Annotated in this window: 29 protein-coding genes; all 29 read left to right on the forward strand. The window is 44.2% G+C overall.

Annotated features, from left to right (window positions below; genetic code table 11):
* Window positions 1-5 precede the first annotated feature (5 nt).
* The 29 genes from fliE to ccmB all read left to right on the forward strand — a co-directional run bounded on the left by fliE (window position 6) and on the right by ccmB (window position 26,820).
* Window positions 6-317, forward strand: a complete 312-nt coding sequence (gene fliE, locus L4C32_RS05430) for a flagellar hook-basal body complex protein FliE (RefSeq protein WP_428195842.1) — start codon at window positions 6-8, stop codon at window positions 315-317.
* 17 nt (window positions 318-334) lie between these two features.
* Entirely contained in the window at window positions 335-2,083 is a 1,749-nt protein-coding gene (gene fliF, locus L4C32_RS05435) for a flagellar basal-body MS-ring/collar protein FliF (protein ID WP_428195843.1), read from the forward strand.
* Entirely contained in the window at window positions 2,076-3,128 is a 1,053-nt protein-coding gene (gene fliG / locus L4C32_RS05440; protein ID WP_428195844.1) for a flagellar motor switch protein FliG, read from the forward strand. Before fliF ends, fliG begins: the two co-directional genes overlap by 8 nt.
* A 14-nt stretch (window positions 3,129-3,142) precedes the next feature.
* Window positions 3,143-3,958 carry a flagellar assembly protein FliH gene (gene fliH / locus L4C32_RS05445; protein ID WP_428195845.1) on the forward strand — a complete coding sequence of 272 codons (816 nt, stop codon included), beginning with the start codon at window positions 3,143-3,145 and terminating at the stop codon, window positions 3,956-3,958.
* Window positions 3,955-5,277, forward strand: coding sequence for a flagellar protein export ATPase FliI (gene fliI, locus L4C32_RS05450; protein ID WP_428195846.1), 1,323 nt, complete (start codon window positions 3,955-3,957; stop codon window positions 5,275-5,277). Before fliH ends, fliI begins: the two co-directional genes overlap by 4 nt.
* Window positions 5,278-5,280: 3 nt before the next feature.
* Window positions 5,281-5,712 (forward strand): flagellar export protein FliJ, encoded by a 432-nt coding sequence (fliJ, locus tag L4C32_RS05455; RefSeq protein ID WP_428195847.1) that lies wholly within the window; start codon window positions 5,281-5,283, stop codon window positions 5,710-5,712.
* Window positions 5,713-5,797: 85 nt separating this feature from the next.
* On the forward strand, window positions 5,798-7,168 hold the full coding sequence (locus L4C32_RS05460; protein ID WP_428195848.1) for a flagellar hook-length control protein FliK: 1,371 nt from the start codon (window positions 5,798-5,800) through the stop codon (window positions 7,166-7,168).
* A 45-nt stretch (window positions 7,169-7,213) separates the two neighbouring features.
* Complete coding sequence (gene fliL, locus L4C32_RS05465) at window positions 7,214-7,696, forward strand: flagellar basal body-associated protein FliL (RefSeq protein WP_428195849.1); 483 nt, start codon at window positions 7,214-7,216, stop codon at window positions 7,694-7,696.
* A 7-nt stretch (window positions 7,697-7,703) separates the two neighbouring features.
* Complete coding sequence (fliM, locus tag L4C32_RS05470) at window positions 7,704-8,726, forward strand: flagellar motor switch protein FliM (RefSeq protein WP_428195850.1); 1,023 nt, start codon at window positions 7,704-7,706, stop codon at window positions 8,724-8,726.
* A 55-nt stretch (window positions 8,727-8,781) separates the two neighbouring features.
* Entirely contained in the window at window positions 8,782-9,186 is a 405-nt protein-coding gene (gene fliN / locus L4C32_RS05475) for a flagellar motor switch protein FliN (RefSeq protein WP_428195851.1), read from the forward strand.
* 2 nt (window positions 9,187-9,188) lie between these two features.
* Entirely contained in the window at window positions 9,189-9,593 is a 405-nt protein-coding gene (gene fliO, locus L4C32_RS05480) for a flagellar biosynthetic protein FliO (protein WP_428195852.1), read from the forward strand.
* Complete coding sequence (gene fliP, locus L4C32_RS05485) at window positions 9,586-10,458, forward strand: flagellar type III secretion system pore protein FliP (protein ID WP_428195853.1); 873 nt, start codon at window positions 9,586-9,588, stop codon at window positions 10,456-10,458. The genes fliO and fliP overlap by 8 nt, the downstream gene beginning before the upstream one ends.
* A gap of 3 nt (window positions 10,459-10,461) precedes the next feature.
* Window positions 10,462-10,731: a flagellar biosynthesis protein FliQ gene (gene fliQ / locus L4C32_RS05490; RefSeq protein WP_428195854.1), complete on the forward strand. Its 270-nt coding sequence runs from the start codon at window positions 10,462-10,464 to the stop codon at window positions 10,729-10,731.
* Window positions 10,732-10,743: 12 nt separating this feature from the next.
* Window positions 10,744-11,526: a flagellar biosynthetic protein FliR gene (gene fliR / locus L4C32_RS05495; RefSeq protein ID WP_428195855.1), complete on the forward strand. Its 783-nt coding sequence runs from the start codon at window positions 10,744-10,746 to the stop codon at window positions 11,524-11,526.
* Entirely contained in the window at window positions 11,526-12,659 is a 1,134-nt protein-coding gene (gene flhB, locus L4C32_RS05500) for a flagellar biosynthesis protein FlhB (RefSeq protein ID WP_428195856.1), read from the forward strand. The genes fliR and flhB overlap by 1 nt, the downstream gene beginning before the upstream one ends.
* Before the next feature lie 143 nt (window positions 12,660-12,802).
* Window positions 12,803-14,896, forward strand: a complete 2,094-nt coding sequence (gene flhA / locus L4C32_RS05505) for a flagellar biosynthesis protein FlhA (RefSeq protein ID WP_428195857.1) — start codon at window positions 12,803-12,805, stop codon at window positions 14,894-14,896.
* A 30-nt stretch (window positions 14,897-14,926) separates the two neighbouring features.
* Complete coding sequence (gene flhF / locus L4C32_RS05510; RefSeq protein WP_428195858.1) at window positions 14,927-16,450, forward strand: flagellar biosynthesis GTPase FlhF; 1,524 nt, start codon at window positions 14,927-14,929, stop codon at window positions 16,448-16,450.
* On the forward strand, window positions 16,443-17,330 hold the full coding sequence (locus tag L4C32_RS05515; protein WP_428195859.1) for a MinD/ParA family ATP-binding protein: 888 nt from the start codon (window positions 16,443-16,445) through the stop codon (window positions 17,328-17,330). The genes flhF and L4C32_RS05515 overlap by 8 nt, the downstream gene beginning before the upstream one ends.
* A complete protein-coding gene (locus tag L4C32_RS05520) occupies window positions 17,323-18,057 on the forward strand; it encodes an RNA polymerase sigma factor FliA (RefSeq protein WP_428195860.1) in 735 nt (244 codons plus the stop codon). The genes L4C32_RS05515 and L4C32_RS05520 overlap by 8 nt, the downstream gene beginning before the upstream one ends.
* Window positions 18,058-18,105: 48 nt before the next feature.
* Complete coding sequence (gene cheY / locus L4C32_RS05525; protein ID WP_428195895.1) at window positions 18,106-18,474, forward strand: chemotaxis response regulator CheY; 369 nt, start codon at window positions 18,106-18,108, stop codon at window positions 18,472-18,474.
* Window positions 18,475-18,505: 31 nt separating this feature from the next.
* Window positions 18,506-19,258 carry a protein phosphatase CheZ gene (locus L4C32_RS05530; protein ID WP_428195861.1) on the forward strand — a complete coding sequence of 251 codons (753 nt, stop codon included), beginning with the start codon at window positions 18,506-18,508 and terminating at the stop codon, window positions 19,256-19,258.
* Between the two features lie 9 nt (window positions 19,259-19,267).
* Window positions 19,268-21,397, forward strand: a complete 2,130-nt coding sequence (locus L4C32_RS05535; RefSeq protein WP_428195862.1) for a chemotaxis protein CheA — start codon at window positions 19,268-19,270, stop codon at window positions 21,395-21,397.
* A gap of 13 nt (window positions 21,398-21,410) precedes the next feature.
* Window positions 21,411-22,538 (forward strand): protein-glutamate methylesterase/protein-glutamine glutaminase, encoded by a 1,128-nt coding sequence (locus L4C32_RS05540; RefSeq protein ID WP_428195863.1) that lies wholly within the window; start codon window positions 21,411-21,413, stop codon window positions 22,536-22,538.
* Between the two features lie 11 nt (window positions 22,539-22,549).
* Entirely contained in the window at window positions 22,550-23,329 is a 780-nt protein-coding gene (locus L4C32_RS05545) for a ParA family protein (RefSeq protein WP_428195864.1), read from the forward strand.
* Entirely contained in the window at window positions 23,319-24,320 is a 1,002-nt protein-coding gene (locus tag L4C32_RS05550; protein WP_428195865.1) for a chemotaxis protein CheW, read from the forward strand. The genes L4C32_RS05545 and L4C32_RS05550 overlap by 11 nt, the downstream gene beginning before the upstream one ends.
* 3 nt (window positions 24,321-24,323) lie before the next feature.
* On the forward strand, window positions 24,324-24,818 hold the full coding sequence (locus L4C32_RS05555) for a chemotaxis protein CheW (protein WP_428195866.1): 495 nt from the start codon (window positions 24,324-24,326) through the stop codon (window positions 24,816-24,818).
* On the forward strand, window positions 24,818-25,282 hold the full coding sequence (locus tag L4C32_RS05560; protein WP_428195867.1) for a DUF2802 domain-containing protein: 465 nt from the start codon (window positions 24,818-24,820) through the stop codon (window positions 25,280-25,282). The genes L4C32_RS05555 and L4C32_RS05560 overlap by 1 nt, the downstream gene beginning before the upstream one ends.
* 254 nt (window positions 25,283-25,536) lie before the next feature.
* On the forward strand, window positions 25,537-26,151 hold the full coding sequence (gene ccmA / locus L4C32_RS05565; protein WP_428195868.1) for a cytochrome c biogenesis heme-transporting ATPase CcmA: 615 nt from the start codon (window positions 25,537-25,539) through the stop codon (window positions 26,149-26,151).
* Window positions 26,152-26,820: a heme exporter protein CcmB gene (gene ccmB / locus L4C32_RS05570; RefSeq protein WP_428195869.1), complete on the forward strand. Its 669-nt coding sequence runs from the start codon at window positions 26,152-26,154 to the stop codon at window positions 26,818-26,820. It abuts the gene before it with no gap.
* The last annotated feature ends 8 nt before the right edge of the window (window positions 26,821-26,828 follow it).

Raw genomic sequence — 26,828 nt, forward strand, 5'->3', positions numbered from 1 at the left:
AGCAGATGAAACTTGGTGAATTACAGAGCGAAATGCAGACAATGAAACTGGAAGCGTCAAATACGATGCGTCCAGCGACAGGCAAGCAAGTATCAGAAGATTTTGGTGCTCTATTTAACCAAGCAATCAATAAAGTGAATGGTTTACAACAGTCCTCTAGTAACCTTGCGACACGTTTTGACCGAGGTGATGAAGGGGTATCGTTATCTGATGTGATGATTGCACGAAACAAATCAAGTGTCGCCTTTGAAGCAACGGTTCAAGTTCGAAATAAGCTGGTCGATGCCTATAAGCAGATCATGAGTATGCCAGTATAATTTTCGGGAATTAAGCAGTGTCAGAAGAAACGAAAAATACAGATATCGCGGTTAGCGATGATGATCTCTCTCCAACGGGCGCAATGGCCATCGATGCGGATAGTGATATTCAAGATACCGATGCTGATGAAAAAAGCAGTTCAAAAGTTGACTCCGCCCTTGGTAATTTAGATCTCCTTCGACAAGTCATTCTGATTCTTTCAGTCTCTATTTGTGTTGCCCTCATTGTGATGATGTTTTTCTGGGCACAAAAAACAGAGATGCGTCCACTGGGTACGTATGAAACCGAAGAGCTCATTTTGGTTCTTGACTACCTAGACCAATCCCAAACAGAATATGCACTAGAAGGAAATACCATCCGTGTTCCTTCTGATCAATTCAGTTCCTTAAAACTTAATTTAAGCCGTGCGGGCCTAAATAAATCGACCAGCGCTGGCGATGATATATTACTTCAAGATATGGGGTTTGGCGTTTCTCAACGTTTAGAGATTGAGCGACTGAAACTGAGTCGTGAACGTCAGTTGGCTGAAACCATTGAACAACTTCGCCCAGTTAGAAAAGCGCAAGTGTTGTTGGCCATGCCAAAACAGAGTGTATTTGTTCGCCATAACCAAGAAGCGTCTGCAACGGTATTCTTAACGCTACGCTTAGGGACAACGCTTAATCAAGAAGAGGTCGACTCTATCGTTGATATGGTAGGCAGTGCTGTACCGGGAATGAAAACGACCCGTGTTACCGTTACCGATCAAAATGGTCGACTGTTGAGTTCTGGGTCGCAAGATCCAATGGCGACCGCTCAACGTAAAGAGCAAGAGCTTGAACGAAAGCAAGAACAGGCCCTTCGAGATAAAATTGATGCCATTCTTATCCCTATCCTAGGGTTAGGCAACTACACTTCGCAAGTGGACGTTTCGATGGACTTTAGTGCTGTCGAACAGACGAAAAAGCGCTTTGATCCACAAACCCCCTCTACTCGAAGTGAATACACGCTAGAAGATTATAATAATGGTAACGTAGTGGCTGGTATTCCGGGCGCCCTCAGTAACCAACCACCGGTGGACTCCGCGATTCCCCAAGATGTTGCCGAATTAAAGGATGGCGGTTTACTGGGTCAAGGGTCGGTTCATAAAGAAGCAACTCGAAACTTTGAGTTAGATACTACAATTAGTCATGAACGTAAGCAGACAGGTATTGTTGCAAGACAGACTGTGTCAGTGGCGATTAAACACCATAAAATGGTGAACCCTGAATCTGGTGAGGTTACTTACGAACCGGTCAGTGATGCCATGATTGAGAACATTCGAAACATCATTATTGGCAGTGTCGGCTTTAGTGAAGCGCGTGGTGACTTACTGAATGTACTGAGTGTTAAGTTTGCTGAAATAGAGACTGGCGTCGTTGAAGATGTCGCTATTTGGGATCATCCTAGCTTCAATGAGTGGATGAAGTGGTTAGCAGGTGCCTTAGTCATTATCGCGGTCATCTTGCTGTTGATACGCCCTGCAATGAACAAATTACTGTTCCCTAATCGAGATAAAGATGGCAATGAGCTGGGCGAAGATGGATTACCTATCCGCAGTGGTGATGACCTCGATCTGTTAGGGGCTGACTTAGATAATGCGGACGAATTTGAGTTTGGTTCGGGCGTTGACCTACCAAATTTACACAAAGATGAAGATCTGTTAAAAGCAGTTCGAGCCCTAGTTGCTAATGAACCTGAATTAGCAGCACAAGTAGTTAAAAATTGGATTTCTGATAATGGCTAATGATTTGGCAGTAAATGAAAATGAAGCTGAAGAGCCGGAAAGCTTTGATCTTACAAGCATCTCAGGCGCTGAGCAGTCAGCGATCTTACTGTTAAGTTTGAGTGAAGATGATGCAGCAAGCATTATTCGTCACCTTGAACCTAAACAGGTGCAACGTGTGGGCAGTGCAATGGCCAGCGTCGCCAACTTGAATCAAACTAAGGTTTCTGCGGTTCACCGAGCTTTTCTCGAAGATATTCAAAAATATACCAACATAGGTATGGGCAGCGAAGACTTCATGAGAAATGCGTTGGTTGCAGCGCTTGGTGAAGATAAAGCGGGTAATTTAGTTGACCAAATTCTACTTGGGAATGGCTCTAAAGGCTTGGATTCACTGAAATGGATGGATCCACGACAAGTAGCGAATATCATTCTTAATGAACACCCACAGATTCAAACCATCGTGCTCTCTTACCTCGATGCTGATCAATCGGCGGAAATTCTGTCACAGTTCCCCGAGAGAGTTCGTCTTGATCTTATGATGCGAATTGCCAATTTAGAAGAGGTGCAACCAAACGCATTAGCAGAATTGAATGAGATCATGGAGAAGCAGTTTGCAGGTCAATCTGGCGCACAAGCAGCCAAAATTGGCGGCTTGAAGGCTGCTGCTGAAATTATGAACTACCTCGACAACAGTGTTGAAGGCTTGTTGATGGATCAGATTCGTGACCAAGATGAAGATACGGCAACCCAAATCCAAGATCTTATGTTTGTGTTTGAAAACCTTATTGAAGTGGATGACCGTGGTATTCAACAGATACTTCGAGATGTGCCGCAAGAAGCGCTGCAAAAAGCGCTTAAAGGTGCAGACGAAGGACTTAGAGATAAGATGCTGCGTAATATGTCTAAACGTGCTGCAGACATCCTTAAAGATGATCTTGAAGCGATGGGGCCAATACGTGTTGCTGATGTCGAATCGGCGCAAAAAGAGATTCTGGCTGTTGCACGCCGTTTAGCTGACTCTGGTGAGATCATGCTAACTGGTGGCGCAGATGAGTTCTTATAACAGGAGCGGCGACAATGAGTGTAAACCCTAGACGCGGCTTTTTAAGAATTCCCGAAAGTGAACAACAAGAGACAACGGCTGAGTGGGATTTGCCCAACTACGCTGGTGCAGAACAAGAAGCGAAAGAGACCGCGTATAATTACGATCCTGGCTGGATGCCCGAAGCGCATGCCGATGAGTTTGAACAGCCAATGGTGTTAACCGAAGAGCAGATCGAACTGATTAAACAAGGCGCTTACAATGAAGGGTTAGGTCAAGGTCAAGAGGCGGGTTTTGCTCAGGGTTTTGAACAAGGCAAAAACGAAGGCTTTGCTGAAGGGAAGTCGGAAGGCCATACCGCAGGTTTAGCGGAAGGGCTAGCAGCAGGTACTCAACAGATTGATGACCAGGTAAAGCAGCTTGTTATGATGGTGGACCAATTCTCCGAACCTATGGCGCTATTAAATTCGCAAGTTGAACGTCAATTGATTGATATGGTACTTGCCCTAACACGTGAAGTGATACACGTAGAAGTTCAGACTAACCCTCAATTAATTTTAGATACCTTCAGAGAGTCAGTCGAGACATTGCCTGTTAATGAACGTGATATCCAGATTTTTTTACACCCTACCGATGTGGAACAAATAACTACAGCGTATGGGGAAGAGGCCATTGCTCAAAAGACGTGGACACTACATGCTGAGCCCTCACTCAATCAAGGTGATATTAAAATCAGCGCGGGTAACTCCAGTGTCAACTACTTGATTGAAGAGCGAATCAAAACCGTATTGCAAAAATTTTGTGGGGTGAATCGCCATCAAGAACAGCAATCTACGGACCCATCACTATGATCTCCCTCTCTGAGAGATTATCTCAATATAAAACCGATGCACTGACGACTCGAGCGATCGCGTCAGGACGTTTGGTTCGTGTGGTTGGCTTAACGTTAGAAGCGATAGGCTGTCGTGCTCCAATTGGCAGTACCTGTTTAGTAGAAACCATGACAGGCAGCATTGAAGCTGAAGTGGTGGGTTTCTCTGGAGAACACCTTTTTTTGATGCCGAGCGAGCAAGTTTCGGGCGTACTACCGGGAGCAAAAGTGACTCCGATTCTCAATGATAACGGGATAGCGGTAGGCATGGAGTTGTTAGGCCGTGTGATTGATGGTATGGGCGCCCCTTTAGATGGCCTTGGAGAGATTTACACTGAGCAACGTGCGTCCTTTACCTCTGAACCGATCAACCCTCTACAGAGAAAACCGATCAGTGAACCACTCGATGTGGGCCTGAAAGCGATCAATGGATTACTCACCGTCGGTAAAGGTCAACGTATTGGTCTGTTTGCCGGCTCTGGTGTTGGTAAATCGGTCACCCTAGGGATGATGACACGTGGTACTACCGCACAAGTTGTCGTGGTTGGCCTGATTGGTGAGCGTGGCCGAGAAGTAAAAGAGTTTATTGAAGAGATTTTAGGCACTGAAGGCCGTGCTCGTTCAGTGGTGGTCGCCGCTCCTGCTGATGCCTCTCCATTAATGAGATTAAAAGGGTGCCAAACGGCCTTAACCATCGCTGAATATTTTCGCGATCAGGGATTAGACGTATTATTACTAATGGATTCACTCACCCGATTTGCACAAGCACAGCGTGAAATTGCACTCTCAGTGGGTGAGCCACCTGCAACCAAAGGGTATCCACCTTCAGTGTTTGCAAAATTGCCCGCTTTGGTGGAGCGTGCTGGTAATGGGCGAGATGATCAAGGCTCAATTACTGCGTTCTTTACCGTGTTGACGGAAGGGGATGATCTGCAAGATCCGATTGCTGATGCTTCGCGAGCAATTCTTGACGGCCATATAGTGCTTTCAAGGGAGATGGCTGATGCGGGTCACTATCCAGCGATTGATGTTGAGCGTTCAGTTAGCCGAGTCATGCCACAGATTACCAGTGATGAGCAGATGTTGATGTCAAAAGCGGTACGACAAGTACTCTCAATTTGTCGTAAGAATCAAGATTTAGTCTCGATTGGTGCCTACAAGCCAGGTACCGATCCTGCAATAGACCAAGCGTTTACGTTAAAACCAAGATTAGACGACTACTTACAGCAAGGGATGAAAGACTCTGTGCCGTTTGATATGTGTGTCAATATGCTCCGCTCAGTACTGCATGGGGAGTAATGAATGGATAACGCGTTAGAATTTCTGTTACAACAAGCGAAAGAGAAAGAGAACCAAGCGGTACTCGCGTTAAACAATGCTCGAGGGGAACTTGAAGGCTATTACGATCAGATTCGCCAGATTGAAAAGTACCGATTAGATTACTGTAACCAGTTATTAGAACGAGGCAAACAGGGGCTGACCGCGAGTCAATATAGCCATCTTAATAAATTTCTGGTGCAACTTGATGAGACGTTAACCAAACAAAGAAGTACGGAAGAGCATTTTGTTTCTCAACTCTCTAATTGTGAGCATTATTGGCAAGAGACCCGTAAGAAGCGTCGGTCTTATGAGTGGATGCTGGAAAAAAGAGAGAAAGAGAAGCAACGTTTACTGGATAAACAAGAGCAAAAAATGATGGATGAATTCTCTACATTACAGTATACCCGTAGATAGTGGCTCACTTTTTGCTTATTAACCCATTAAGTAAAAAGAAACAGTCAGACTTCCCTAGATATGTGCGTGAACAAGAGAATGTAAGATGAACCAAGTAGATTTGAACGTATCGACCTTAGGGGCAGGAAAAAGCGTTTCCTCGTCCTCCTCAACTACTACGACATCGGCTGAACAAGCTGAGTCGGAAGGTTTTTTAAGTGAGCTTCAGTCACTGCTTTTTGGCTCTGATGACGTAGAAGGAAAAACCGAGACTTCTTCAGAAAATAGTGAAGAGGTTGATTCTATAGCAAAAATAGACTCTGATTCGTCCGAAAGCACTAAGATGTTGCTCGAGGCGGAGTCAGATGGTGATGTCAGCGATGAGGTGAAAAGCAGTAATGCTGAAGCTCAATTGGCTGAAGGTGATGAGTTTCTATCACGCCTGAATAATGCAAATCAAACGTTGGTGAGTGAGGATAAGTCTCCAGCGAAGAGTACGAATCAAGCGGCAACTGACGAGCTAGGCAAAACATTGCCACCTAGCAGTGATGCCATTGAACAGAGTACTCAAACGAAGACTCAAGAGAGTGACTCTGAACAGTTACAGAGTGATGAAAAGATGGCAGCGTTATTTGGAGCAACTGCGGCGACTGATGTGGATACCAAAGCTGCGGTTAAGCTACAGAGTAGCAATGGTGAGCGTCTTACTAGTGACAGTGCATCCAAAGTCCTCAATAGTGAAGTGATGACTCAGGCAGGTAAAGAGTCCACGCAACAAGCACTTTCAAGCGCAGGTGCAGACTCACTGCAAGGAGCCACTAAAGCGATCCCTCACGGTAGTGTTGTGGCTACAGAGAGTAAACATACTGAAGCGGCATTGATGGCATCTACAGCGGCCATGGGGGCAGGACTGCATAAAAATGGCGAGAAGATTGACCCTAATAATTTAACTGGACAAGATGGTTTAGCGATGCAAACGGCATCGGCAACCGCGCAACAAGGTACTGGCGCTCAACCGATTAAAACCGACGCTCAGCTGGCTGCTACTCAACAAGCCTCTATGCATTTATCGGCTCAAGATGCGAGTGAAAAGCTGTCAGAGAAAATGAGTGTCATGATCTCTAAAAACCTAAAACACGTAGACATTCGTTTAGATCCACCAGAGCTTGGAAAAATGCAGATTAGATTGCATATGAATAATGATCAAGCTTCGGTACAATTCACGGTTGCTAACGCGCAGGCAAGGGAATTAATTGAACAATCTTTGCCAAGATTGAGAGAATTAATGTCTCAACAAGGTTTACAGCTTGCAGATACGGATGTTCAGCAGCAGAATAGGGACCAATCTGGTCAATATTCATATCAGAAACAAGAGCATGTAGAGTCTGGAGATAATTTCTCTGAAGAGTCTTCTGAAATGGTTGAAAGCAGAGTGCAAATAAGAGATCCCGATAAAAGGATCAGCTTCTATGCATAAAAGCCCTAAATCACTATATTATTAAGAGTCGCCGAGGAACCATTCATGGCAGATGATGGAACAGAAAAAAAGAGAAGTCCGATTCTCTTTATCATAATTGGAATCGTGTTGGTTGCTGGCATTGGTGCCGGGGCTTGGTTCTTCTTTTTATCTGGAGGCGATACGCCAACAGATGATGCTGCTGTGGTTGAAGTGGATGAGAGCCAAAATGAAGCGTTATATGTTAACGTCTCTCAACCCTTCATTTTTAATGTTACCGGCGATCACAAAAACCGTCTAGTACAGATAAAAGTGCAGCTGATGGTGCGTGGGAACGATAACGATGCATTAGCTCAACTGCATACGCCACTGGTTGAGAGCTCAATTCTCTCCTCTTTTGGTGCGGCAACTCTTGAACAGTTAAGGTCTCCAACAGGCCGACTAGAGATTAGAGCGCAAGCGTTGAGTGATTTACAAGCGGCTTTCGATAAAATCGTAGGGAAACCTGTGGTTGAGAAAGTGTTATTTACCGATTTTGTAATGCAATAGGTTCATTGTGACTGACTTACTAAGCCAAGACGAAATTGATGCACTTCTCCACGGTGTCGACGATGTAGAAGAAGAGGATAATAGCTCCGAAGATTCGGGTGAAATGAGCTTTGATTTCTCATCTCAAGATCGAATCGTTCGTGGACGCATGCCGACGCTTGAATTGATCAATGAGCGTTTTGCCCGTCATATGCGTATTAGCCTGTTTAATATGTTAAGAAAATCCGCCGAAGTGTCAGTCAATGGCGTACAGATGCTTAAGTTCGGTGAGTATCAAAATACCCTTTACGTTCCTACCAGTTTGAACATGGTTCGTTTCCGCCCGTTAAAAGGCACTGCACTTATCACTATGGAAGCTCGCTTAGTCTTTATTTTGGTTGAAAACTTCTTTGGTGGTGATGGCCGTTTCCATGCCAAGATTGAAGGGCGTGAATTCACGCCGACTGAGAGACGAATCGTTCAGTTACTGCTTAAAACTGTTTTTGAAGATTATAAAGAGGCTTGGTCTCCAGTGATGGGGGTTGAGTTTGAGTATTTGGACTCGGAAGTGAATCCAACCATGGCGAACATTGTCAGCCCAACGGAAGTGATCGTTGTTAGTTCGTTTCATATTGAAGTGGATGGCGGCGGTGGGGACTTCCATATCGTTATGCCATACTCAATGGTTGAACCGATTAGAGAACTGCTTGATGCTGGTGTCCAGAGTGACAAAATGGACACAGACGTACGTTGGAGTAAAGCGCTACGCGACGAGATAATGGGTATTCCCGTCGAGCTTCGAGTCAACTTATTAGACACCAAAGTGTCGCTTCGTGATCTGATGGAGATGCAAAAAGGTGATATTATTCCTATCGAGATGCCTGAGTCAGCAACGGTGTTTGTGGAGGAGCTTCCTAGTTACCGTGCGAAGATGGGGCGCTCGAAAGATAAGTTGGCGATTCAGATTTTTGAGAAAATAAAACGCCCAGATGTGGTAAAAACGGATCTTGCTTTTTTAGGGGAAGATGCTCTGTTTGATTTTGACGACTGATAGTTATCAAGTAATAATCACAAACGCAATCAGCTCAATATTATAAGGTACAAAAATGGATTCTAAAGAACAACAGATGGCAGATGAATGGGCAGCAGCATTAAGTGAAGATGCGCTAGCACAGACTCAAACCGATGATGCTGTTGCAGCCCCTCTTGATGAATTGACGGACAGTTCGCCTCCAATTACGGATGATGAACGTCGTAAATTGGATTCGATTTTAGACATCCCTGTTACTATTTCGATGGAAGTGGGTCGCTCGCAAATAAGCATTCGTAACTTGCTTCAGTTGAATCAGGGCTCAGTGGTTGAGTTAGATAGGATTGCTGGTGAGTCTCTGGATGTCATGGTAAATGGCACCTTAATTGCCCACGGCGAAGTGGTGGTAGTTAATGACAAGTTTGGTATTCGTTTAACCGATGTGATTAGCCAAACTGAACGTATCAAAAAGCTTAGATAGCGATGAAAAACAGTCACTGTAGCCTGATTGCATTCACTCTATTCCCTTTTACAGCACTGGCTTCTTCAGAGGTAGGCTCGTCAACGACTAATCTTGATTTGGCGACCACTATCGGCTCGCTGATTTTTGTTCTGCTGCTTATCTTTGGATTAGCATGGATGATGAAAAAGATGCGTGTACCGGGAATGATGGGTAGCAGTGGGCCATTGAAAGTGATCAAACAGATGCCGATCGGTCCTAAAGAGCGGATCATGATTATACAGGTAGGCGAAGAGCAGTTGGTGGTTGGTGTGACAGCGCACAATATCAATCTATTGACTAAATTAGAGACGCCTCTTGAAGATGCGAGCGTTGAAAGCGCCTCTTTTGCCAATCAAATTAGCCAATTAATGAGTAAAAATGAATAAAAATAATCTCATCGCTRCCTTTTGGTTACTCTTTACTTTCTCTCTGTTTGCTCCGGCAGTTATCGCCGTTGATGATCTTGCGGCAACCATTCCTGCCACGGCAGCGGGTGCTGAAGGTATCACGGTTACAGCAATGCAAAAGGATAGCGGCGCTTCTAGCAGTACCGCAAAAGGCAGTTCATCGGCGAGCGTAGGCATTCCAGCGTTCACCATGACCACCAATGGCGACGGTGGTGAAGATTACTCGGTAACCCTACAAATTGTTGCCCTGATGACCTTGCTGGGCTTCCTGCCCGCGATGGTTATCTTAATGACCTCGTTTACGCGTATTGTCGTGGTCATGTCTATTCTTCGACAAGCGATGGGTTTACAGCAGACGCCATCGAATCAAGTGATCGTCGGGATAGCGATGTTTTTAACCTTCTTTGTGATGTCTCCAGTTATCGATAAAGTGAATACCACAGCGATTCAGCCTTATATAAATGAAGAGTTAACCGCCAGAGAAGCGTTTGACAATGCTCAGGTCCCGATGAAAGACTTCATGCTAAAACAGACAAGAATCAAAGATTTAGAAACCTTTGTTAACATGGCTGAGATTGAAGTAGACAACCCAGAAGATGTGCCTATCTTTGTGGTGATCCCCGCCTTTGTAACGTCAGAATTGAAAACGGCCTTCCAAATTGGTTTTATGCTATTCCTCCCCTTCTTAATTATCGACTTAGTGGTGGCTTCGGTATTAATGGCCATGGGTATGATGATGTTGTCACCGATGATTGTGTCACTGCCGTTTAAACTGATGTTGTTTGTGCTGGTGGATGGATGGAACTTAATTCTCTCTATGTTGGCCGGCAGCTTTGCGAGGTAGCGAATGACTCCTGAGATTGCGATAGAAATATTCAGAGGGGCGCTCTACGTCGTACTACTATTAGTGTGTGCCATTATTATTCCGAGCTTGATGATTGGTTTAGTGGTTGCGGTGTTTCAGGCGGCGACCTCTATCAATGAACAGACGTTAAGCTTTTTACCAAGATTGATCGTTACCATACTCGCCCTGATGCTATTTGGTCACTGGATGACACGTATTATGACCGAGTATTTTTTAGATATTGTTGCCCGTATTCCGCTAATTCTCTATTAGAGTGATCTGATTATGGAGTATCCCACCGCCGTTATACTTGACTGGATTGCCAACTACTTTTGGCCGTTCACGCGTATCTCCGCCATGATGATGGTGATGACGGTGTTTGGTGCGCGCTTTGTCTCTTCTCGAATTCGCCTCTACCTTGCCTTAGCGGTCACGTTTGCCGTCATGCCCTCTATTCCAGCAGTACCTAAAGAGATTGAACTGCTCTCTCTAGCAGGTTTTATTACCACTGCGGAGCAGTTGATTATTGGTGTCTCAATGGGCATGGTAACCCAATTTGTCATACAAACTTTTGTGTTGCTAGGGCAAATTTTAGCGATGCAATCGAGTTTAGGTTTTGCCTCTATGGTGGATCCTGCGAATGGACAAAATACCCCGGTACTGGGTCAGCTCTTTATGTTGTTGGCTACGCTGTTCTTTTTGATCACCGATGGCCACCTTAAAATGATCAACTTTGTAGTGATCAGTTTTAAAACATTACCTATAGGGTCGGGGCAGTTAACCGTCATCGATTTTCGCTCACTGGCCACCTGGCTGGGAGTGATGTTTAAAGCTGCGCTCAGCATGTCACTTTCGGGCATCATTGCACTGCTTACCGTTAACCTATCGTTCGGAGTCATGACCCGTGCAGCACCTCAATTGAATATCTTCTCACTGGGTTTTGCCTTTGCCTTAATGATTGGTTTATTACTCTGTTGGTATATCTTAATCGGGATGTTTGGTCACTATGATCTGCACTGGATGAGAGCTGAAACTCAGATTTGCAGTCTTATTAGGTTGGACTGCTGATGGCTGAGAGCGAAAGTGGTGCAGAACGCACCGAGGACGCAACGCCCAAACGCTTGCAACAGGCCAAAGATAAAGGGCAGGTTGCAAGGTCAAAAGAGCTCGCTTCAGTTGCTGTTTTAGTCTTCGGCGCGGTGTCATTAATGTGGTTTGGTGGATTTATTGGCCAAGCATTAATGAATATTATGAGGCGTTTTTTTTCGATTACCCGTGATGAGATTTATGCCTCAGGAAAGTTATTAGATATAGTGACGGGTGGCCTATCTCAACTTATTCTCCCGCTCTCTTTGGTGCTCATTACGCTGTTTGTCGCCGGAATGATTGGGGCGGCGGGGTTAGGTGGAGTCAGTTTTTCAGTGGAAGCCGCTAGACCTAAACTGTCAAAAATCAATCCGATGAGTGGCATTAAACGTATGTTTGGTATGCAGAGTTGGGTTGAGCTGCTCAAATCGATTCTAAAAGTGACGCTTGTGGCTGGTGTCGCTTTTTATTTGGTTGAGTCTAGCTTAGAAGATCTATTTCAACTAAGTCTCGATACCTACCCTTCAAATATCTTTCACGCATTAGAAATCTTGCTCAACTTTGTTCTGCTTATCAGCTGTTCATTGCTGGTGGTAGTGGCGATTGATGTGCCGTTTCAGATTTGGCAACACGCCGATCAGCTAAAAATGACTAAGCAAGAAGTGAAAGATGAATTTAAAGAGACGGAAGGTAAACCAGAAGTGAAAGGGCGCATTCGAATGTTGCAGCGCGAGATGACGCAGCGACGAATGATGTCAGCGGTACCTGAAGCGGATGTAATCGTAACTAACCCGAGTCACTTCTCAGTGGCGCTACGTTATGAACATGATAAAGATAAAGCGCCAATTGTAGTTGCCAAAGGCATTGACCACATCGCTTTAAAAATTCGTGAAGTGGGTAACCAGAATAAAATACCCGTTGTGGCGGCTCCGCCACTGACTCGTGCACTCTATCACTCTACTGAAGTTGATCAACAGATCCCAGATGGCCTATTTGCTGCAGTGGCTCAAATTTTAGCTTATGTCTATCAACTGCAGCAATTTAAGCGTCGAGGTGGTAGCAAACCTAAGCTGGATGAGAAGACGTTAACCATTCCTGATGAGTTAAAACGCTAATATTTGCAGTCAGTTACTAAGTGTCAACTTATTGACTTATTTGTGGCTCATATTTTGCATATTCAAGGTTCGTTGTTCAATAAAAGTCTTGTTAGTAGGGCTTCTATTCGTAAAATCACTTTGAAGTAAGTAATGAATTAACTATGAAGCTAGCCATTCCCTATACCGACAAACTTGCTTTTCTCAAAGGACGATCGATTCCAGCGATAGGCGCACCGATTTTAGTCCTTGCTGCCCTAGCAATGATTATTCTTCCAATGCCGCCTTTGCTGTTGGATTTAATGTTTACCTTCAATATTGCGCTAGCGATGATCGTATTGTTAGTCACCATTTATACTCGTCGCCCTCTCGATTTTGCAGCATTCCCTACGGTACTGCTAGTCGCTACTCTGCTACGTTTAGCCTTGAATGTAGCCTCAACTCGAGTGGTATTGCTCTATGGTCATGAAGGTGATGGTGCAGCCGGACAAGTGATTGCTGCTTTTGGTAACGTGGTTGTCGGTGGTAACTATGCGGTGGGCTTGGTGGTGTTTTTGATCTTGATGATAATTAACTTCATGGTAGTAACAAAAGGTGCGGGTCGTATCTCTGAAGTAAGTGCCCGCTTTACCTTAGATGCCTTGCCAGGTAAGCAGATGGCAATTGATGCCGACTTGAATGCTGGCCTAATTGATCAAGAAGAGGCAAGAACACGACGCTTTGATGTCACTAAAGAGGCGGACTTTTACGGCTCAATGGATGGTGCGTCCAAATTTGTAAAAGGCGATGCTATTGCCGGTATCTTGATTCTGTTTATGAATATCGTTGGCGGTTTGGCCATTGGTATGATCCAACATGATGTTGGCTTTAAAGATGCAATACAGATATACACGCTATTGACTATTGGTGATGGTTTAGTCGCTCAAATCCCATCACTGTTGCTGTCTATTGGGGCGGCAATCATGGTGACCCGTCAAAATACGGAAGAAGACATGGGTGAGCAGATGGTATTCCAACTGTTTGATAATCCCAAAGCACTTATGATTACAGCTGCTATTCTTACTGTTATGGGTCTTGTGCCGGGAATGCCACACTTCTCATTTCTGCTGTTAGCCATAGCAGCTGGTGGTGGCGCTTACTACTTGCATAAAAAGAGTAATAAAAGCGAAGAGGAAGATGACAGTAAACCAAGTACCGAACTGTTACTTCCGGGCAATAAAGAGCTGTCATGGGACGATGTTCAACCTGTCGATATTATCGGCTTAGAGGTTGGTTACCGACTTATCCCTATGGTGGATAAAGAGCAAGGTGGCGAGTTATTAGAGCGTGTGAAAGGGGTTCGTAAGAAGTTATCGCAAGATTTTGGCTTTTTAGTGCCGTCAGTTCACATTCGAGATAATTTAGAGTTAGCACCTAATATTTATCGTATAACATTGATGGGCGTGGCGTTTGGCGAAGCTGAAATTCGCCCCGATAAAGAACTAGCGATTAACCCAGGCCAAGTTTATGGTGCAATAGAGGGTGAGTCGACCGTTGATCCTGCCTTCGGACTAGAAGCGGTTTGGATTAATGAAGATCAACGAGAACACGCTCAAGCATTAGGTTATACCGTGGTGGATGCCGCCACCGTGCTAGCGACCCATTTAAGCCAGATTTTGACCAATAATGCGGCGCAGTTGATTGGCCATGAAGAGGTACAAAATCTGTTAGAAGTATTAGGTAGGTCAACACCAAAACTGATTGAAGGCTTTGTACCAGAGCAACTCTCAATGAGTGTGGTGGTTAAAGTACTACAAAACCTACTTAACGAAGCGATTCCTATTCGAGATATTCGTACTATTGTACAGACACTGTCCGAGTTTGCGCCAAAAAGTCAAGAACCTGACATATTGACCGCTGCCGTTAGGATTGCATTGAAGCGACTTATTGTTCAGGAAATCAATGGCATAGAGGAAGAGATGCCAGTTATTACCTTGATTCCTGAATTGGAACAAATATTGCATCAAACTATGCAGGCTTCAGGAGGAGAAAGCACAGGAATTGAACCAGGATTAGCAGAGAGGCTGCAAACCTCATTAACAAAAGCAACGCAAGAGCAAGAGTTGAAAGGCGAGGCGGCGGTGTTACTGACATCGGGAGTGTTGCGCTCAACGCTAGCCAAATTTGTTAAGAATACTATTCCGAATTTAAGAGTGCTCTCATATCAAGAGATCCCTGATGAGAAACAGATTCGTATCGTTCAAGCTGTTGGAAATTAGTAGTGCTGAAGTTAGCACGGGATAAAGCCATTGAAGATTAAAAGATTTTTTGCCAAAGATATGCGCACGGCACTGGTTCAAGTGAAAGAAGAACTGGGTGTTGATGCAGTCATCATGTCGAATAAAAAAGTGACTGGCGGCGTAGAAATTGTCGCTGCGATTGATCCTGAGCATCAACCTTCAGGTTCGATGACTGGCCGCCATACCGTACCTCATGAACGCTCAATCGATAACGATCGAGTTAGCATTAATGGCGCAGGCAATAATCAAAGCGGATCAATGACGCGACGTTTTGCCAATATGCTAAAACAGTATGGTAATGGCACCCCGCCATCAGAGCCAGGCGCGCAATCACAGCATCATGCTAATGAAGAGCGTGAAGAGGACTCACTGACTGCGTTATTGAAGCGTCAGTCAAAGTATCAACACAGTGGCATGAACTCATACAGCGACACCGCCAACATCAGTCAAGCCGCATCACAAAACCCGACCTTAAGCGCATTGATGAAACATGATCGTCAGCAGAGTCAGCAGCATGAGCGACAGAGACCGAAACTGGATCCATCACGTTTTGAACGCCATGATAATGGGGCGCATCAGCAAGAGAGTGATGATCTTGAGAAGATGCGTGCTGAGATGACATCAATAAGGCGTCTGTTAGAACATCAAGTATCAGGGTTAATGTGGCAAGAAGTTGAACGCCGTGAGCCACTGAGAGCGATGCTGATTAGCCGTTTGAAAAAAATGGGTATCTCAGAAGAGCTTGCAGACCAACTGGCTTGTTACATTCCTGAAGAGCTATCTGGCCCCGAAGCGTGGTCTGCACTGCTCAATCTATTAGCGGATCAAATATCCACCACCAAAGACGACCTACTACAAAAAGGGGGGGTTGTTGCGCTCTTAGGGCCGACTGGTGTGGGGAAAACCACCACCATAGCGAAACTTGCTGCTAGAGCGGCGATGGATTTTGGACCTGATCAAGTCGCACTGGTCACCACCGACACTTTTCGTATTGGCGCCAGTGAGCAACTTGCTATTTATGGTAGAATTTTAGGTTGTCCAGTAAGAATTGCTAAAGATGCGGATGAACTTGCCGATGTAATCTATCAGTTAAGAAATAGGAAGCTGGTATTGGTTGATACCGCAGGGATTGGGCAGCGAGACATTCGACTTTCAGAGCAGCTTGATACATTGATGTTAAATAACTCTTTAAAGATTAAAAGCTATCTAGTTCTACCATCGACTTGTCAGCTGAAAGTACTGCAAGAGACAGTAGATCATTTTAAACGGATACCATTATCTGGTTGCATTTTAACCAAACTTGACGAATCTCTAAGTTTAGGCGAGTTAATTAGCGTCATAGTCCAAAATTCGTTACCAATAGCTTATCTTGCTAATGGGCAACGAGTTCCTGAAGATATCGTTTTGGCTCAACCAAAATATTTAGTCGCTCAAGCCAACAAGTTGTTAAAAAAAGCAACACAAAATGAGCCACACTTTTGGAGTACTGACATAGATATTGATAATTCACCATCGGCAGAAAAATATGATTAACGAAATAGTACAAGATCAGGCTAGTGGTCTTCGCCGCATGACACAACCGACGCTAACGAAGGTGGTGACTGTCACAGGTGGTAAAGGTGGTGTAGGCAAAACGAATGTGACTATTGGTTTGGCCGTTGCTATGGCCAAACAAGGCAAGAAAGTAATGATCATGGATGCCGATCTAGGACTTGCCAATATTGATGTCATGTTAGGAGTTCGTCCAAAATATAATTTGAGTCACTTGCTAGCTGGCGAGTGTGAATTAAAAGATACAATTACTGAAGGTCCGCACGGGATTAAGATTATCCCAGCATCATCAGGAACAGGTTCAATGGCAGAATTGAGTCCAATCCAACATGCGGGGTTGATTAGAGCCTTCAGTAGCCTTGAAGATGAAATCGATGTTTTATTGATTGATACCGCGGCAGGTATCTCCAATATGGTGACAAGTTTTGCCCGTGCTGCCCAAGATGTCATTGTCGTGGTGTGTGATGAACCCACATCCATTACTGATGCGTATGCATTGATTAAAATTTTAAATAAAGAGCATCAAGTCTCTCGCTTTAAAATTGTCGCCAATATGGTAAGAAGTTACCGCGAAGGCAGAGAACTGTTCGGTAAGCTAACCTTAGTAACAGATAGATTTTTAAATGCCAATATGGAGTTAGTTGCCTGTATTCCAATGGACGACAAAGTACGGCAGTCAGTAAAAAGACAAAAGATTGTCGTGGATGCTTACCCACGCTCTCCTGCTGCATTAGCAATAAGCTCATTGGCAAATAAAGCACTAACGTGGCCAGTACCACGAAAACCAGGTGGACACTTAGAATTTTTCGTAGAGCGGCTGCTGCTTCGAGATGAAAAATTAGGGGAAAGGTTTGGTGAATAAACCGTTAACGTATGATCAAGTATCGAACAGAGACACTCAGAGGCTTTTTATAGAAAAGCACTCTAACTTGGTTAAACGCATTGCCCATCATTTGGCTGGAAGACTTCCACCAAATGTGCTGATTGAAGACCTCATTCAATCTGGAATGATAGGTTTACTCGAAGCTCAGCAGAATTTTGACGCCACTAAAGGTGCGAGTTTTGAAACTTTCGCTGGGATAAGAATTCGCGGCTCCATGCTGGATGAAATGCGTAGAGGGGACTGGGTTCCTCGCTCGGTACATAAAAATAGTCGATTGGTGTCTGGAGCGATACGAGAGCTTGAAGCTCAACTATCTCGTGATCCTACCGATAAAGAGATTGCTAAGCACCTTGAAATGAGTCTTGAACAGTATCATCACATATTGAATGATGTGAGCTGTGGTCGACTGGTCGGTATAGAAGATTTAGGTGTCTCTGAAGACACCATTACTACCGATGAAATGTCATCACAAAATTTGCCTTTTCAAGGGGTGGCTGAAGGAAGCTTTAAAGAGTCATTAGTGGCAGCGATCAAAACGCTACCTGAAAGAGAAGCGTTAGTATTATCGCTTTACTACGATGAAGAACTTAACTTAAAAGAAATTGGGGCTGTATTAGGTGTCAGTGAATCACGTGTATGCCAAATATTGAGTCAATCTACTCAACGTCTACGATCCAAGTTAACCGCTTGGACTGCAGATAATTAATTTCAATACCAATATTTGACCTCAATGGAGGCAGCTTTGAATAAAGACATGAAAATCCTTATTGTTGATGATTTCTCAACGATGCGTCGTATCGTAAAGAACTTATTACGAGACCTTGGATTTAATAACACTCAAGAAGCCGATGACGGATTGACAGCATTGCCAATTCTCAAAAAAGGCCATATTGAGTTTGTTGTTACTGACTGGAACATGCCAGGCATGCAAGGTATCGACCTTCTTAAAACCATCAGAGCAGATGACTCCTTAAAACACTTACCTGTTTTAATGATTACTGCTGAAGCGAAGCGAGAGCAGATCATTGAAGCCGCTCAAGCGGGTGTAAATGGTTACATTGTTAAGCCGTTTACTGCTGTAACTTTAAAAGAAAAATTAGACAAGATATTCGAGCGTCTATAAACGTTACATAAGCAGTTAAGGTGATATTTGCATGATTTCATTAGAGCAAGCCAACGCGTTGGTAGCATTTCTTGAAGCGGGTGATCAGACTAGTGCTGATGATTTAGTGAACAGTATTGCTATGGGAGTGGAGCAATCCAATCCTGAACCTAATTCGTTAAGCAATGAACCACTATTTCACGAGATTGGAGAGCTTACACGAGATCTCCATGATGCACTGGCGAGTTTCTCCGGCGATGAGCGTATCTCAACGCTTGCTAATGATGAAATTCCAGATGCAAGAGATCGTCTTCAGTATGTGATCGACAAAACAGAGTTAGCTGCAAATAAAACTATGGATGCGGTAGAGCGATCTTTACCAATTGCCGACAGTTTGCATGAAGGGCTTCTTGAAGTTAGACCTCAATGGAATAACTTGATGAGAGGTCGCATTGACATCTCTGAGTTTAAATCACTCTGCCACAACATTGATCAATTGCTGACTCAAGTTGAAGGTAACAGTACTGAATTACGTGGTGAACTAACCGACATTTTGATGGCTCAAGATTTCCAAGATCTTACGGGTCAAATTATCAAACGAGTCATTACGTTAGTGCGAGAAGTTGAGGAGAGGCTAGTAGAGATCATTACAGCCTTTGGTATAGAACAAAACAATAGCCAAACCAATACAGAGAAAAAACCATCAATAGAAGCCGAAGGGCCAATCATGGATACGGAAGAGCGTGCAGACGCAGTCTCTTCTCAAGATGATGTTGATGATTTACTGTCTAGTCTTGGTTTCTAAGGGATAAACATGAGCTTTGATGTAGATGAAGAGATCCTCCAAGACTTTTTGGTAGAAGCCGGAGAGATTCTTGAATTATTGTCCGAACAGTTAGTTGAATTAGAGCAGAGCCCTGATGATGGGGAGCTTCTTAATGCAATTTTCCGTGGTTTCCATACCGTCAAAGGTGGTGCTGGATTTCTATCACTTACAGAGCTAGTGGATGCCTGTCATGGTGCTGAGAATGTCTTTGATATTCTTAGAACGGGTAAGCGTAAAGTAAACGCTGAATTGATGGACATTATCTTAGAAGCCCTCGATACCGTAAACGTTATGTTTTCAGCGGTCAAAGATGGTGAGCCGATGGTGGCTGCAGAACAGAGAATCCTCGATGAGCTGCACAGATTAAGCAAACCAGAATCTGAAGACGAACAGGTAGCTGCTGAGCCGGAACCGGAACCAGAACCAGAACCTGTGGTTGAGGCGGCGAAAGGGAGTGAAAATGAGTCTATAGATGATATCAGTGATGATGAGTTTGAACGCCTTTTAGATGAGCTCCATGGTAAAGGTTCAGGTCCAGGTGTGAGTGCACCCGCTGAAGCAAAGAGTACGCCAACAGCAGCTCCGGCCGCTGATGGCGATATCACTGATGATGAATTTGAACGTCTTCTCGATGAGTTGCACGGTTCAGGCAAATCGCCTAATAAGAGCAGCAGTGAGAAACCCGCTAATAAACCTGTTGAAAAACCAGCGGCATCGAATTCAGAAATGATTACTGATGACGAATTTGAAAATCTGCTTGATGAATTACATGGCAGTGGTAAAGGGCCACTAAAGGCGTCAGCGACACCAACACCTGCTGCCCCTGAAAAAGCACCACAACCACCGAAGGCGGCTAAACCTGCAGCTGCACCAAAACCAGCCGCTAAACCACCAGAAAAACCTGCGGCAAAAGCGGCACCAGCAAAGGCGGCCAATAAACCTCAAGTAGAAACCACGGTGCGTGTAGATACGTCAACACTCGATACCATTATGAACATGGTTGGTGAATTAGTGTTAGTGCGAAACCGACTAGTGAGCTTAGGCTTAAACAGTAATGATGAAGAGATGTCTAAAGCGGTTTCCAATTTAGATGTTGTTACTGCAGATATTCAGGGTGCAGTCATGAAGACCCGAATGCAGCCAATCAAAAAAGTATTTGGTCGATTCCCTCGAGTGGTACGTGATTTAGCCCGTAGTCTTAATAAAGACATTGTTCTTGAGATGCGCGGTGAAGAGACGGATTTAGATAAAAACTTAGTTGAAGCACTTGCTGATCCACTGATTCACTTGGTGAGAAACTCTGTTGATCACGGTATTGAGATGCCTGACGACCGTGTTAAAACCGGCAAAAATCGTACGGGTAAAGTGATTTTGTCTGCCTCTCAAGAAGGGGACCATATTGAGCTTAGCATCATTGATGATGGTGGTGGTATGGATGCCGATGTATTACGCGGTATTGCGGTGAAACGTGGTCTAATGGATGACGATGCAGCCTCTCGCCTATCCAATAAAGAGTGTTATAACTTGATTTTTGCCCCTGGATTTTCGACCAAAGAGAAGATCTCTGATATTTCGGGTCGTGGGGTAGGAATGGACGTAGTAAAAACGGCCATTAACCAACTAAACGGTAGCATTGATATTGACTCAGAAATGGGTAAAGGGACCAAAATCATCATCAAAGTACCATTGACGCTGGCGATTCTGCCAACCTTAATGGTCGGTGTTGCTGATCAGCCTTTTGCTTTGCCATTAGCCAGTGTTAACGAAATATTCCATTTAGATCTCTCTAAGACTAATACGGTGGATGGCCAATTGACCATCATCGTCCGTGAGAAGTCGATACCTCTGTTCTATCTACAGAATTGGTTAGCGAGAGATCCAAATCTAGCAAATCAAACACCGGGTCATGGTCACGTCGTTATTGTGCAATTAGGCGGTCAACGCGTTGGATTCGTTGTGGATACTCTTATTGGACAAGAAGAAGTGGTAATTAAACCGTTAGATGAATTGTTAAAAGGCACCCCAGGTATGGCTGGAGCAACCATTACCAGCGATGGTCATATTGCATTGATTCTTGATGTACCTAATTTGCTTAAACAATATGCTAACAGAGGTTAGATAAAGGGAACACATGGCCTTAAAAGTATTGGTAGTTGATGATTCAAGCTTTTTCAGACGTCGTGTCAGTGAGATTATAAACGCTGACCCAATGCTGGAAGTTATTGATGTTGCAGTTAACGGAAGGGAAGCGGTTGAAAAAGCCAAATCAATAAGGCCTGATGTCATTACCATGGACATTGAGATGCCGGTAATGGATGGTATTACGGCTGTCCGTGAGATAATGAAAGCCTCACCGGTTCCTATCCTAATGTTCTCTTCATTAACGCATGATGGCGCGAAAGCCACATTAGATGCGTTAGATGCGGGAGCATTGGATTTTTTACCGAAAAAATTTGAAGATATCGCGCGAAATCGTGATGAAGCGGTCTCACTTCTGCAGAAGCGAGTTAAAGAGATTGCCCGAAAAAAATCCTCAATGCGCATGGCGACTCGTACACCTGTGTCGAGTGCAACAGCCACTAGCACTACACTGTCGCGCACTACACCTGAAAGAACCAGCAGTCCTGTCGTTTCTAAACCCGAAGTGTTGACTAAGAAAGCAAAATTTCGCTCTTCGGGTAAGAAGTATCAGCTGACTGCTATCGGGACCTCAACAGGGGGGCCGGTGGCACTGCAGAAGATTTTAACGGAGATTCCAGCTAACTATCCGCACCCCATTGTGTTAATACAGCATATGCCAGCAACGTTTACTGCTGCTTTTGCTGCTCGCTTGAATAACCTATGTAAAATCAAAGTGAAAGAAGCTGAAGATGGTGACATGCTCAAACCCGGTTGTGCCTATTTAGCACCTGGTGGCATGCAGATGATGATAGATGGGCGGCCAGGAAGTGCTCGTCTAAAGATTATCGATGGCGGTGAGCGAATGAATTATAAGCCTTGTGTGGATGTTACTTTTGGCTCGGCTGCCAAGGTTTATAAGAACCAAGTACTATCCATGATTTTAACGGGCATGGGTGCTGACGGTCGAGAAGGCTCTCGAATGCTGAAAAGCGCTGGTGCTACGATTTGGGCGCAAGATGAGCAGAGCTGTGTGGTTTACGGCATGCCTCAAGCTGTCGCCAAAGCCGGTATCTCAAGCGAAGACTTGCCACTTGAAAGAGTCGCAGAGCGGATGCTGGTGGAAGTTGGGCTCAAATAGGGGATTTAGCATTGATAATCTGGAGCGTTGCCAATCAGAAGGGTGGAGTAGGTAAAACAACCACAACCATCACCCTTGCCGGCTTACTTAAGGAGAAAGGACATCGCGTATTGTTGATCGATACCGATCCGCATGCCTCTTTAACCACGTATCTAGGTTTTGATGCCGATGAAGTAAAAATCAGCTTGTTCGATGTTTTTCAACAAAATGAGATTGATAAAAGCAGTGTCCAATCGTTGATCTGTAAAACAGATTTTGCCGATTTAGATATTATTCCTGCTCACATGTCATTGGCGACGCTTGATCGTGTGATGGGCAATCGAAATGGTATGGGACTGGTACTTAAGCGAGCGATTGACGCGTTAGAAGATGAGTACGATTATGCTCTAATTGATTGCCCTCCAATTTTAGGGGTAATGATGGTCAATGCCTTAGCGGCAAGTACTCGGGTGTTGATCCCGGTACAAACTGAATTCCTAGCCATGAAAGGGCTAGAACGAATGATGCGTACTTTGAAAATCATGAAAAAATCAAAGCCACACTCATTCTCAGTGACCGTAGTACCAACCATGTATGACAAACGTACTCGTGCCTCATTGACAACACTGCAAGAGTTGAAAGTGAGATTTAAAGATTATGTGTGGCCATCAGCTATACCCATTGATACCAAATTCCGAGATGCCAGTTTGAAACGAATGCCACCCTCATATTGTTCGGCAAAGAGCCGCGGTGTAATTGCCTATCAGTCACTATTAGCTTATCTATTGAGGTCAGAACTTGATGATGAATAGTGAAAGAATGTCCGGTGAACAAGCCCTCGATAGCTATTTTTTATCACTATTTGATGAAGGCGTTGTTGAGACTCCTGAGCCATTGAGTGATCTCGAACCTACTCATGTTACTGAAAGAGTTGAAGACCCTATTGCAGAGCCGACAGTTCAGAGTCAACCTCTCGTTAAGTCGATTGCTGAAACGCCAAAAGGGACTGTTTTTTCAGAAGCACCAGAATTAAAAAATGTCCAACAGTTATTAAACCAACTTAAAAATGTGGAGCCGAATACACAGCAAGATAATGAAACCACTGCTAAAATTGAAGTGATAGAGTTATCAGAAGCGAGTATTGATAAGGTTGAGCTAACCCAAGAGGTTGAAGAGATTCAAGAGTGGGTTGTAGAGAGCCCACCGGAAGCTTTAGTGCAAGTTGAAGAGCAGGTCGAGATAATCGCTAAAGGTGTTATCGAAACCGAGGTTGAACTTCACGTTGAGCCCGAGTTAGAGACTCTGACGGATAGCCCATTAGAGTGGGAACAGACTGAGGTGGGTGATGAATTTCAGCTGCTGTTCTTTATTGTGAATGGAATGACGTTTGCGGTGCAACTTGCTGAGTTGGGCGGTATTCATGAAAAAACAGAGCTCAATCATTTAATCGGCAGACCCACTTGGTATTTGGGTATGCAAACGGCAAATGAGAACAAATATCATGTCGTTGATACCGCAAAATGGGTGATGCCAGAAAAACTGAATGATGAAAAATATCAAGAGGAGTACCGTTATATAGTACTGCTTGGTGACAGTAATTGGGGACTTGCATGTAATCAACTTGTTGGTACCGAATCGATAACAAACGAACAAATTCGATGGCGAGAAACAGCGGGAAAAAGACCGTGGCTTGCTGGAATGGTTAAAGAAAAAATGTGTGCCTTAATCCATGTTGAGGCTCTTGTTGCCATGCTTAATGCCGGTTTGGACATTAAAGGTATGGATTGCGAGCAAAAAGGATAAAAAATGTCTCAGACTAATGAAATAGAAGTACGTAAAGACCAAAATAACGACGAAGTCCTTCAGTGGGTGACTTTCCAGCTGGAAGAGGAGACATACGGCATCAATGTAATGCAAGTACGTGAAGTGTTGCGTTATTCAGAGATCGCCCCTGTACCTGGTGCTCCGGATTATGTGATCGGAATTATCAATTTACGTGGTAATGTCGTTACCGTTATCGATACTCGCTCTCGTTTTGGTTTGGTTCAGGGTGAAACAACTGATAATACAAGAATTATTGTTATTGAATCAGAGCGACAAGTAATTGGTATCCTAGTTGACAGTGTAGCTGAAGTGGTATATTTACGTGCTTCAGAGATTGATACAACGCCAAGTGTTGGTACCGATGAGAGTTCTAAGTTCATTCAAGGTGTTAGCAATAGAGAAGGCAAGTTGTTGATATTAGTTGACCTTAACAAACTCCTATCCGAAGACGAATGGGATGATATGGCTCATATGTAATGACTGAAGAACTTTTTAAACAACTGCCACTGTTCCTTGCTATTGGCGCAGTGTGCTTGTGCGTTGTCATCCTGATCATACTACTGAATCAGCGAAAAAAACTTGAGACCAGTTTAACTGAAGTTAACGCTCAGCTGACTTCTGTCACTAAGTCGCACAATAGTTTAAAAAAACAGTTCGTCGAGCTACGAACCGCTTCAATCAACATGGGTCATAGATTGGTCGATGTTAACGAGCTACAACAGAATACAGCAGACCGAATTTCAGAGCTGGAGTTCTCAGATGCGGATAGTCGTCTCTATTCACGTGCCAATAAGCTCGTTAAGCTTGGTGCAGGAATCAATGAGTTAATGGAAGAGTGTGAGCTTCCAAAAGCTGAAGCTGAGCTTATGATGTCTTTGCAGAGTAAATTAACTGGCAAAGAGTCGATGCCTCCTTTAAGGCCAGACAAGAAAGTTCGCTAGTCGCTATCCTGTAGAGTAAGAGAGATTATTAAGCCCTTATGATCATCATCATAAGGGCTTTTTTATGCCCGCTGTAACCCTAAGGAGGTAGTTGTTTTTACTGGCTTTTCTTAAAATCTTATAAAAATAATAGTTAGCTCAATAAACGACACATTTGTTTACTTTAATCGCCTGTCTAACTTGTTCTATATCTAACTTTATCTATTTCTGTTGTGCTAGAATATCGACACTATTTACAGGAAGTACTCTTTTCTATGCTGGAAATTCGTGATCTGCACTGTGTTCGAGATGAACGTGTTCTTTTTGAACACTTAAACTTCACCATTGTTGCTGGTGAGTTAGTTCAAATTGAAGGTCGAAATGGTGCTGGAAAAACCACTCTTTTACGTATTATTGCCGGTTTAGGCGATGCTGACGCAGGGGAAGTGTTCTGGCGAGACGAAGCCGTTCACTCAGCCAGAGAAGAGTTTCATAGCGAATTGCTTTTTTTGGGTCATAACACCGGCGTAAAAAAAGAACTAACGGCTTTTGAAAACCTCGCCTTTTATCAATCTATGCACGGCCAATCTGATCACGGAATTTTATGGGACGCCTTAACAAAGGTGGGCTTAGCGGGTCGTGAGGATGTACCAGCAGGGCAGTTATCAGCTGGCCAACAACGACGTGTGGCTTTAGCGAGATTGTGGATCAGTCAACATAAGCTTTGGGTACTCGATGAGCCACTTACTGCGATTGATAAGCAGGGTGTGAAAGTATTGGAAGCCCTCTTTAGTGAGCACGCAAAACGTGGCGGAATGGTGCTATTAACCACTCACCAAGATATGTTTTCTGACAGCGATAATTTACGAAAAATTCGGTTGGGTGAATAGATGGTTAACGCATTTTATCAAGTCGTTCGACGCGAGTTACTGATTGCATTTCGTCGTCAAGCAGACATATTAAACCCTCTTTGGTTTTTTATCATCGTGATCACGCTTTTTCCTCTCAGCATTGGGCCTGAGCCGAATTTGCTGGCCAGAATTGCCCCTGGAATCATTTGGGTGGCCGCGCTGCTATCTGCGCTGCTCTCACTAGAGCGACTTTTCCGAGATGATTTTGCTGATGGCTCATTAGAACAGATGATGCTGATGCCAAGCCCGTTATCAGTACTGGTATTAGCCAAGATTGTTGCACATTGGTTATTAACGGGTCTGCCTCTATTGATTATTAGTCCGTTATTGGCGATTTTACTCTCGTTAGATTGGCCAACCTACAAAGTGATTGTATTAACCCTATTGCTGGGCACCCCAACGCTGAGTTTTCTTGGTGCAATTGGGGTGGGTTTAACTGTTGGGCTGCGTAAAGGGGGAGTCTTGCTTAGTCTTCTTATTTTGCCGCTCTATATCCCGGTTCTAATTTTTGCTACGTCAGCGATTGATGCAGGCAGTTTAGGCATGGCATATAATGGCCAACTTGCTCTGTTAGCCGCGATGTTAATGGGGTCAGCAACTTTAACGCCTTTTGCAGTGAGTGCAGCACTCAGAGTAAGTGTTAACTAACAACGTAC

Source organism: Aliivibrio kagoshimensis (assembly GCF_050337105.1).
Taxonomy (GTDB): Bacteria; Pseudomonadota; Gammaproteobacteria; order Enterobacterales; family Vibrionaceae; genus Aliivibrio_A; species Aliivibrio_A kagoshimensis.

Bases quoted from the DNA above. Each gene is read 5' to 3' on its own strand.
- fliE (WP_428195842.1), top strand. From the start codon at position 6: ATGAAACTTGGTGAATTACAGAGCGAAATGCAGACAATGAAACTGGAA.
- fliG (WP_428195844.1), top strand. From the start codon at position 2,076: ATGGCTAATGATTTGGCAGTAAATGAAAATGAAGCTGAAGAGCCGGAA.
- fliH (WP_428195845.1), top strand. From the start codon at position 3,143: ATGAGTGTAAACCCTAGACGCGGCTTTTTAAGAATTCCCGAAAGTGAA.
- fliI (WP_428195846.1), top strand. From the start codon at position 3,955: ATGATCTCCCTCTCTGAGAGATTATCTCAATATAAAACCGATGCACTG.
- fliJ (WP_428195847.1), top strand. From the start codon at position 5,281: ATGGATAACGCGTTAGAATTTCTGTTACAACAAGCGAAAGAGAAAGAG.
- L4C32_RS05460 (WP_428195848.1), top strand. From the start codon at position 5,798: ATGAACCAAGTAGATTTGAACGTATCGACCTTAGGGGCAGGAAAAAGC.
- fliL (WP_428195849.1), top strand. From the start codon at position 7,214: ATGGCAGATGATGGAACAGAAAAAAAGAGAAGTCCGATTCTCTTTATC.
- fliN (WP_428195851.1), top strand. From the start codon at position 8,782: ATGGATTCTAAAGAACAACAGATGGCAGATGAATGGGCAGCAGCATTA.
- fliO (WP_428195852.1), top strand. From the start codon at position 9,189: ATGAAAAACAGTCACTGTAGCCTGATTGCATTCACTCTATTCCCTTTT.
- fliQ (WP_428195854.1), top strand. From the start codon at position 10,462: ATGACTCCTGAGATTGCGATAGAAATATTCAGAGGGGCGCTCTACGTC.
- fliR (WP_428195855.1), top strand. From the start codon at position 10,744: ATGGAGTATCCCACCGCCGTTATACTTGACTGGATTGCCAACTACTTT.
- flhB (WP_428195856.1), top strand. From the start codon at position 11,526: ATGGCTGAGAGCGAAAGTGGTGCAGAACGCACCGAGGACGCAACGCCC.
- flhA (WP_428195857.1), top strand. From the start codon at position 12,803: ATGAAGCTAGCCATTCCCTATACCGACAAACTTGCTTTTCTCAAAGGA.
- L4C32_RS05515 (WP_428195859.1), top strand. From the start codon at position 16,443: ATGATTAACGAAATAGTACAAGATCAGGCTAGTGGTCTTCGCCGCATG.
- cheY (WP_428195895.1), top strand. From the start codon at position 18,106: ATGAAAATCCTTATTGTTGATGATTTCTCAACGATGCGTCGTATCGTA.
- L4C32_RS05530 (WP_428195861.1), top strand. From the start codon at position 18,506: ATGATTTCATTAGAGCAAGCCAACGCGTTGGTAGCATTTCTTGAAGCG.
- L4C32_RS05535 (WP_428195862.1), top strand. From the start codon at position 19,268: ATGAGCTTTGATGTAGATGAAGAGATCCTCCAAGACTTTTTGGTAGAA.
- L4C32_RS05540 (WP_428195863.1), top strand. From the start codon at position 21,411: ATGGCCTTAAAAGTATTGGTAGTTGATGATTCAAGCTTTTTCAGACGT.
- L4C32_RS05550 (WP_428195865.1), top strand. From the start codon at position 23,319: ATGATGAATAGTGAAAGAATGTCCGGTGAACAAGCCCTCGATAGCTAT.
- L4C32_RS05555 (WP_428195866.1), top strand. From the start codon at position 24,324: ATGTCTCAGACTAATGAAATAGAAGTACGTAAAGACCAAAATAACGAC.
- L4C32_RS05560 (WP_428195867.1), top strand. From the start codon at position 24,818: ATGACTGAAGAACTTTTTAAACAACTGCCACTGTTCCTTGCTATTGGC.
- ccmA (WP_428195868.1), top strand. From the start codon at position 25,537: ATGCTGGAAATTCGTGATCTGCACTGTGTTCGAGATGAACGTGTTCTT.
- ccmB (WP_428195869.1), top strand. From the start codon at position 26,152: ATGGTTAACGCATTTTATCAAGTCGTTCGACGCGAGTTACTGATTGCA.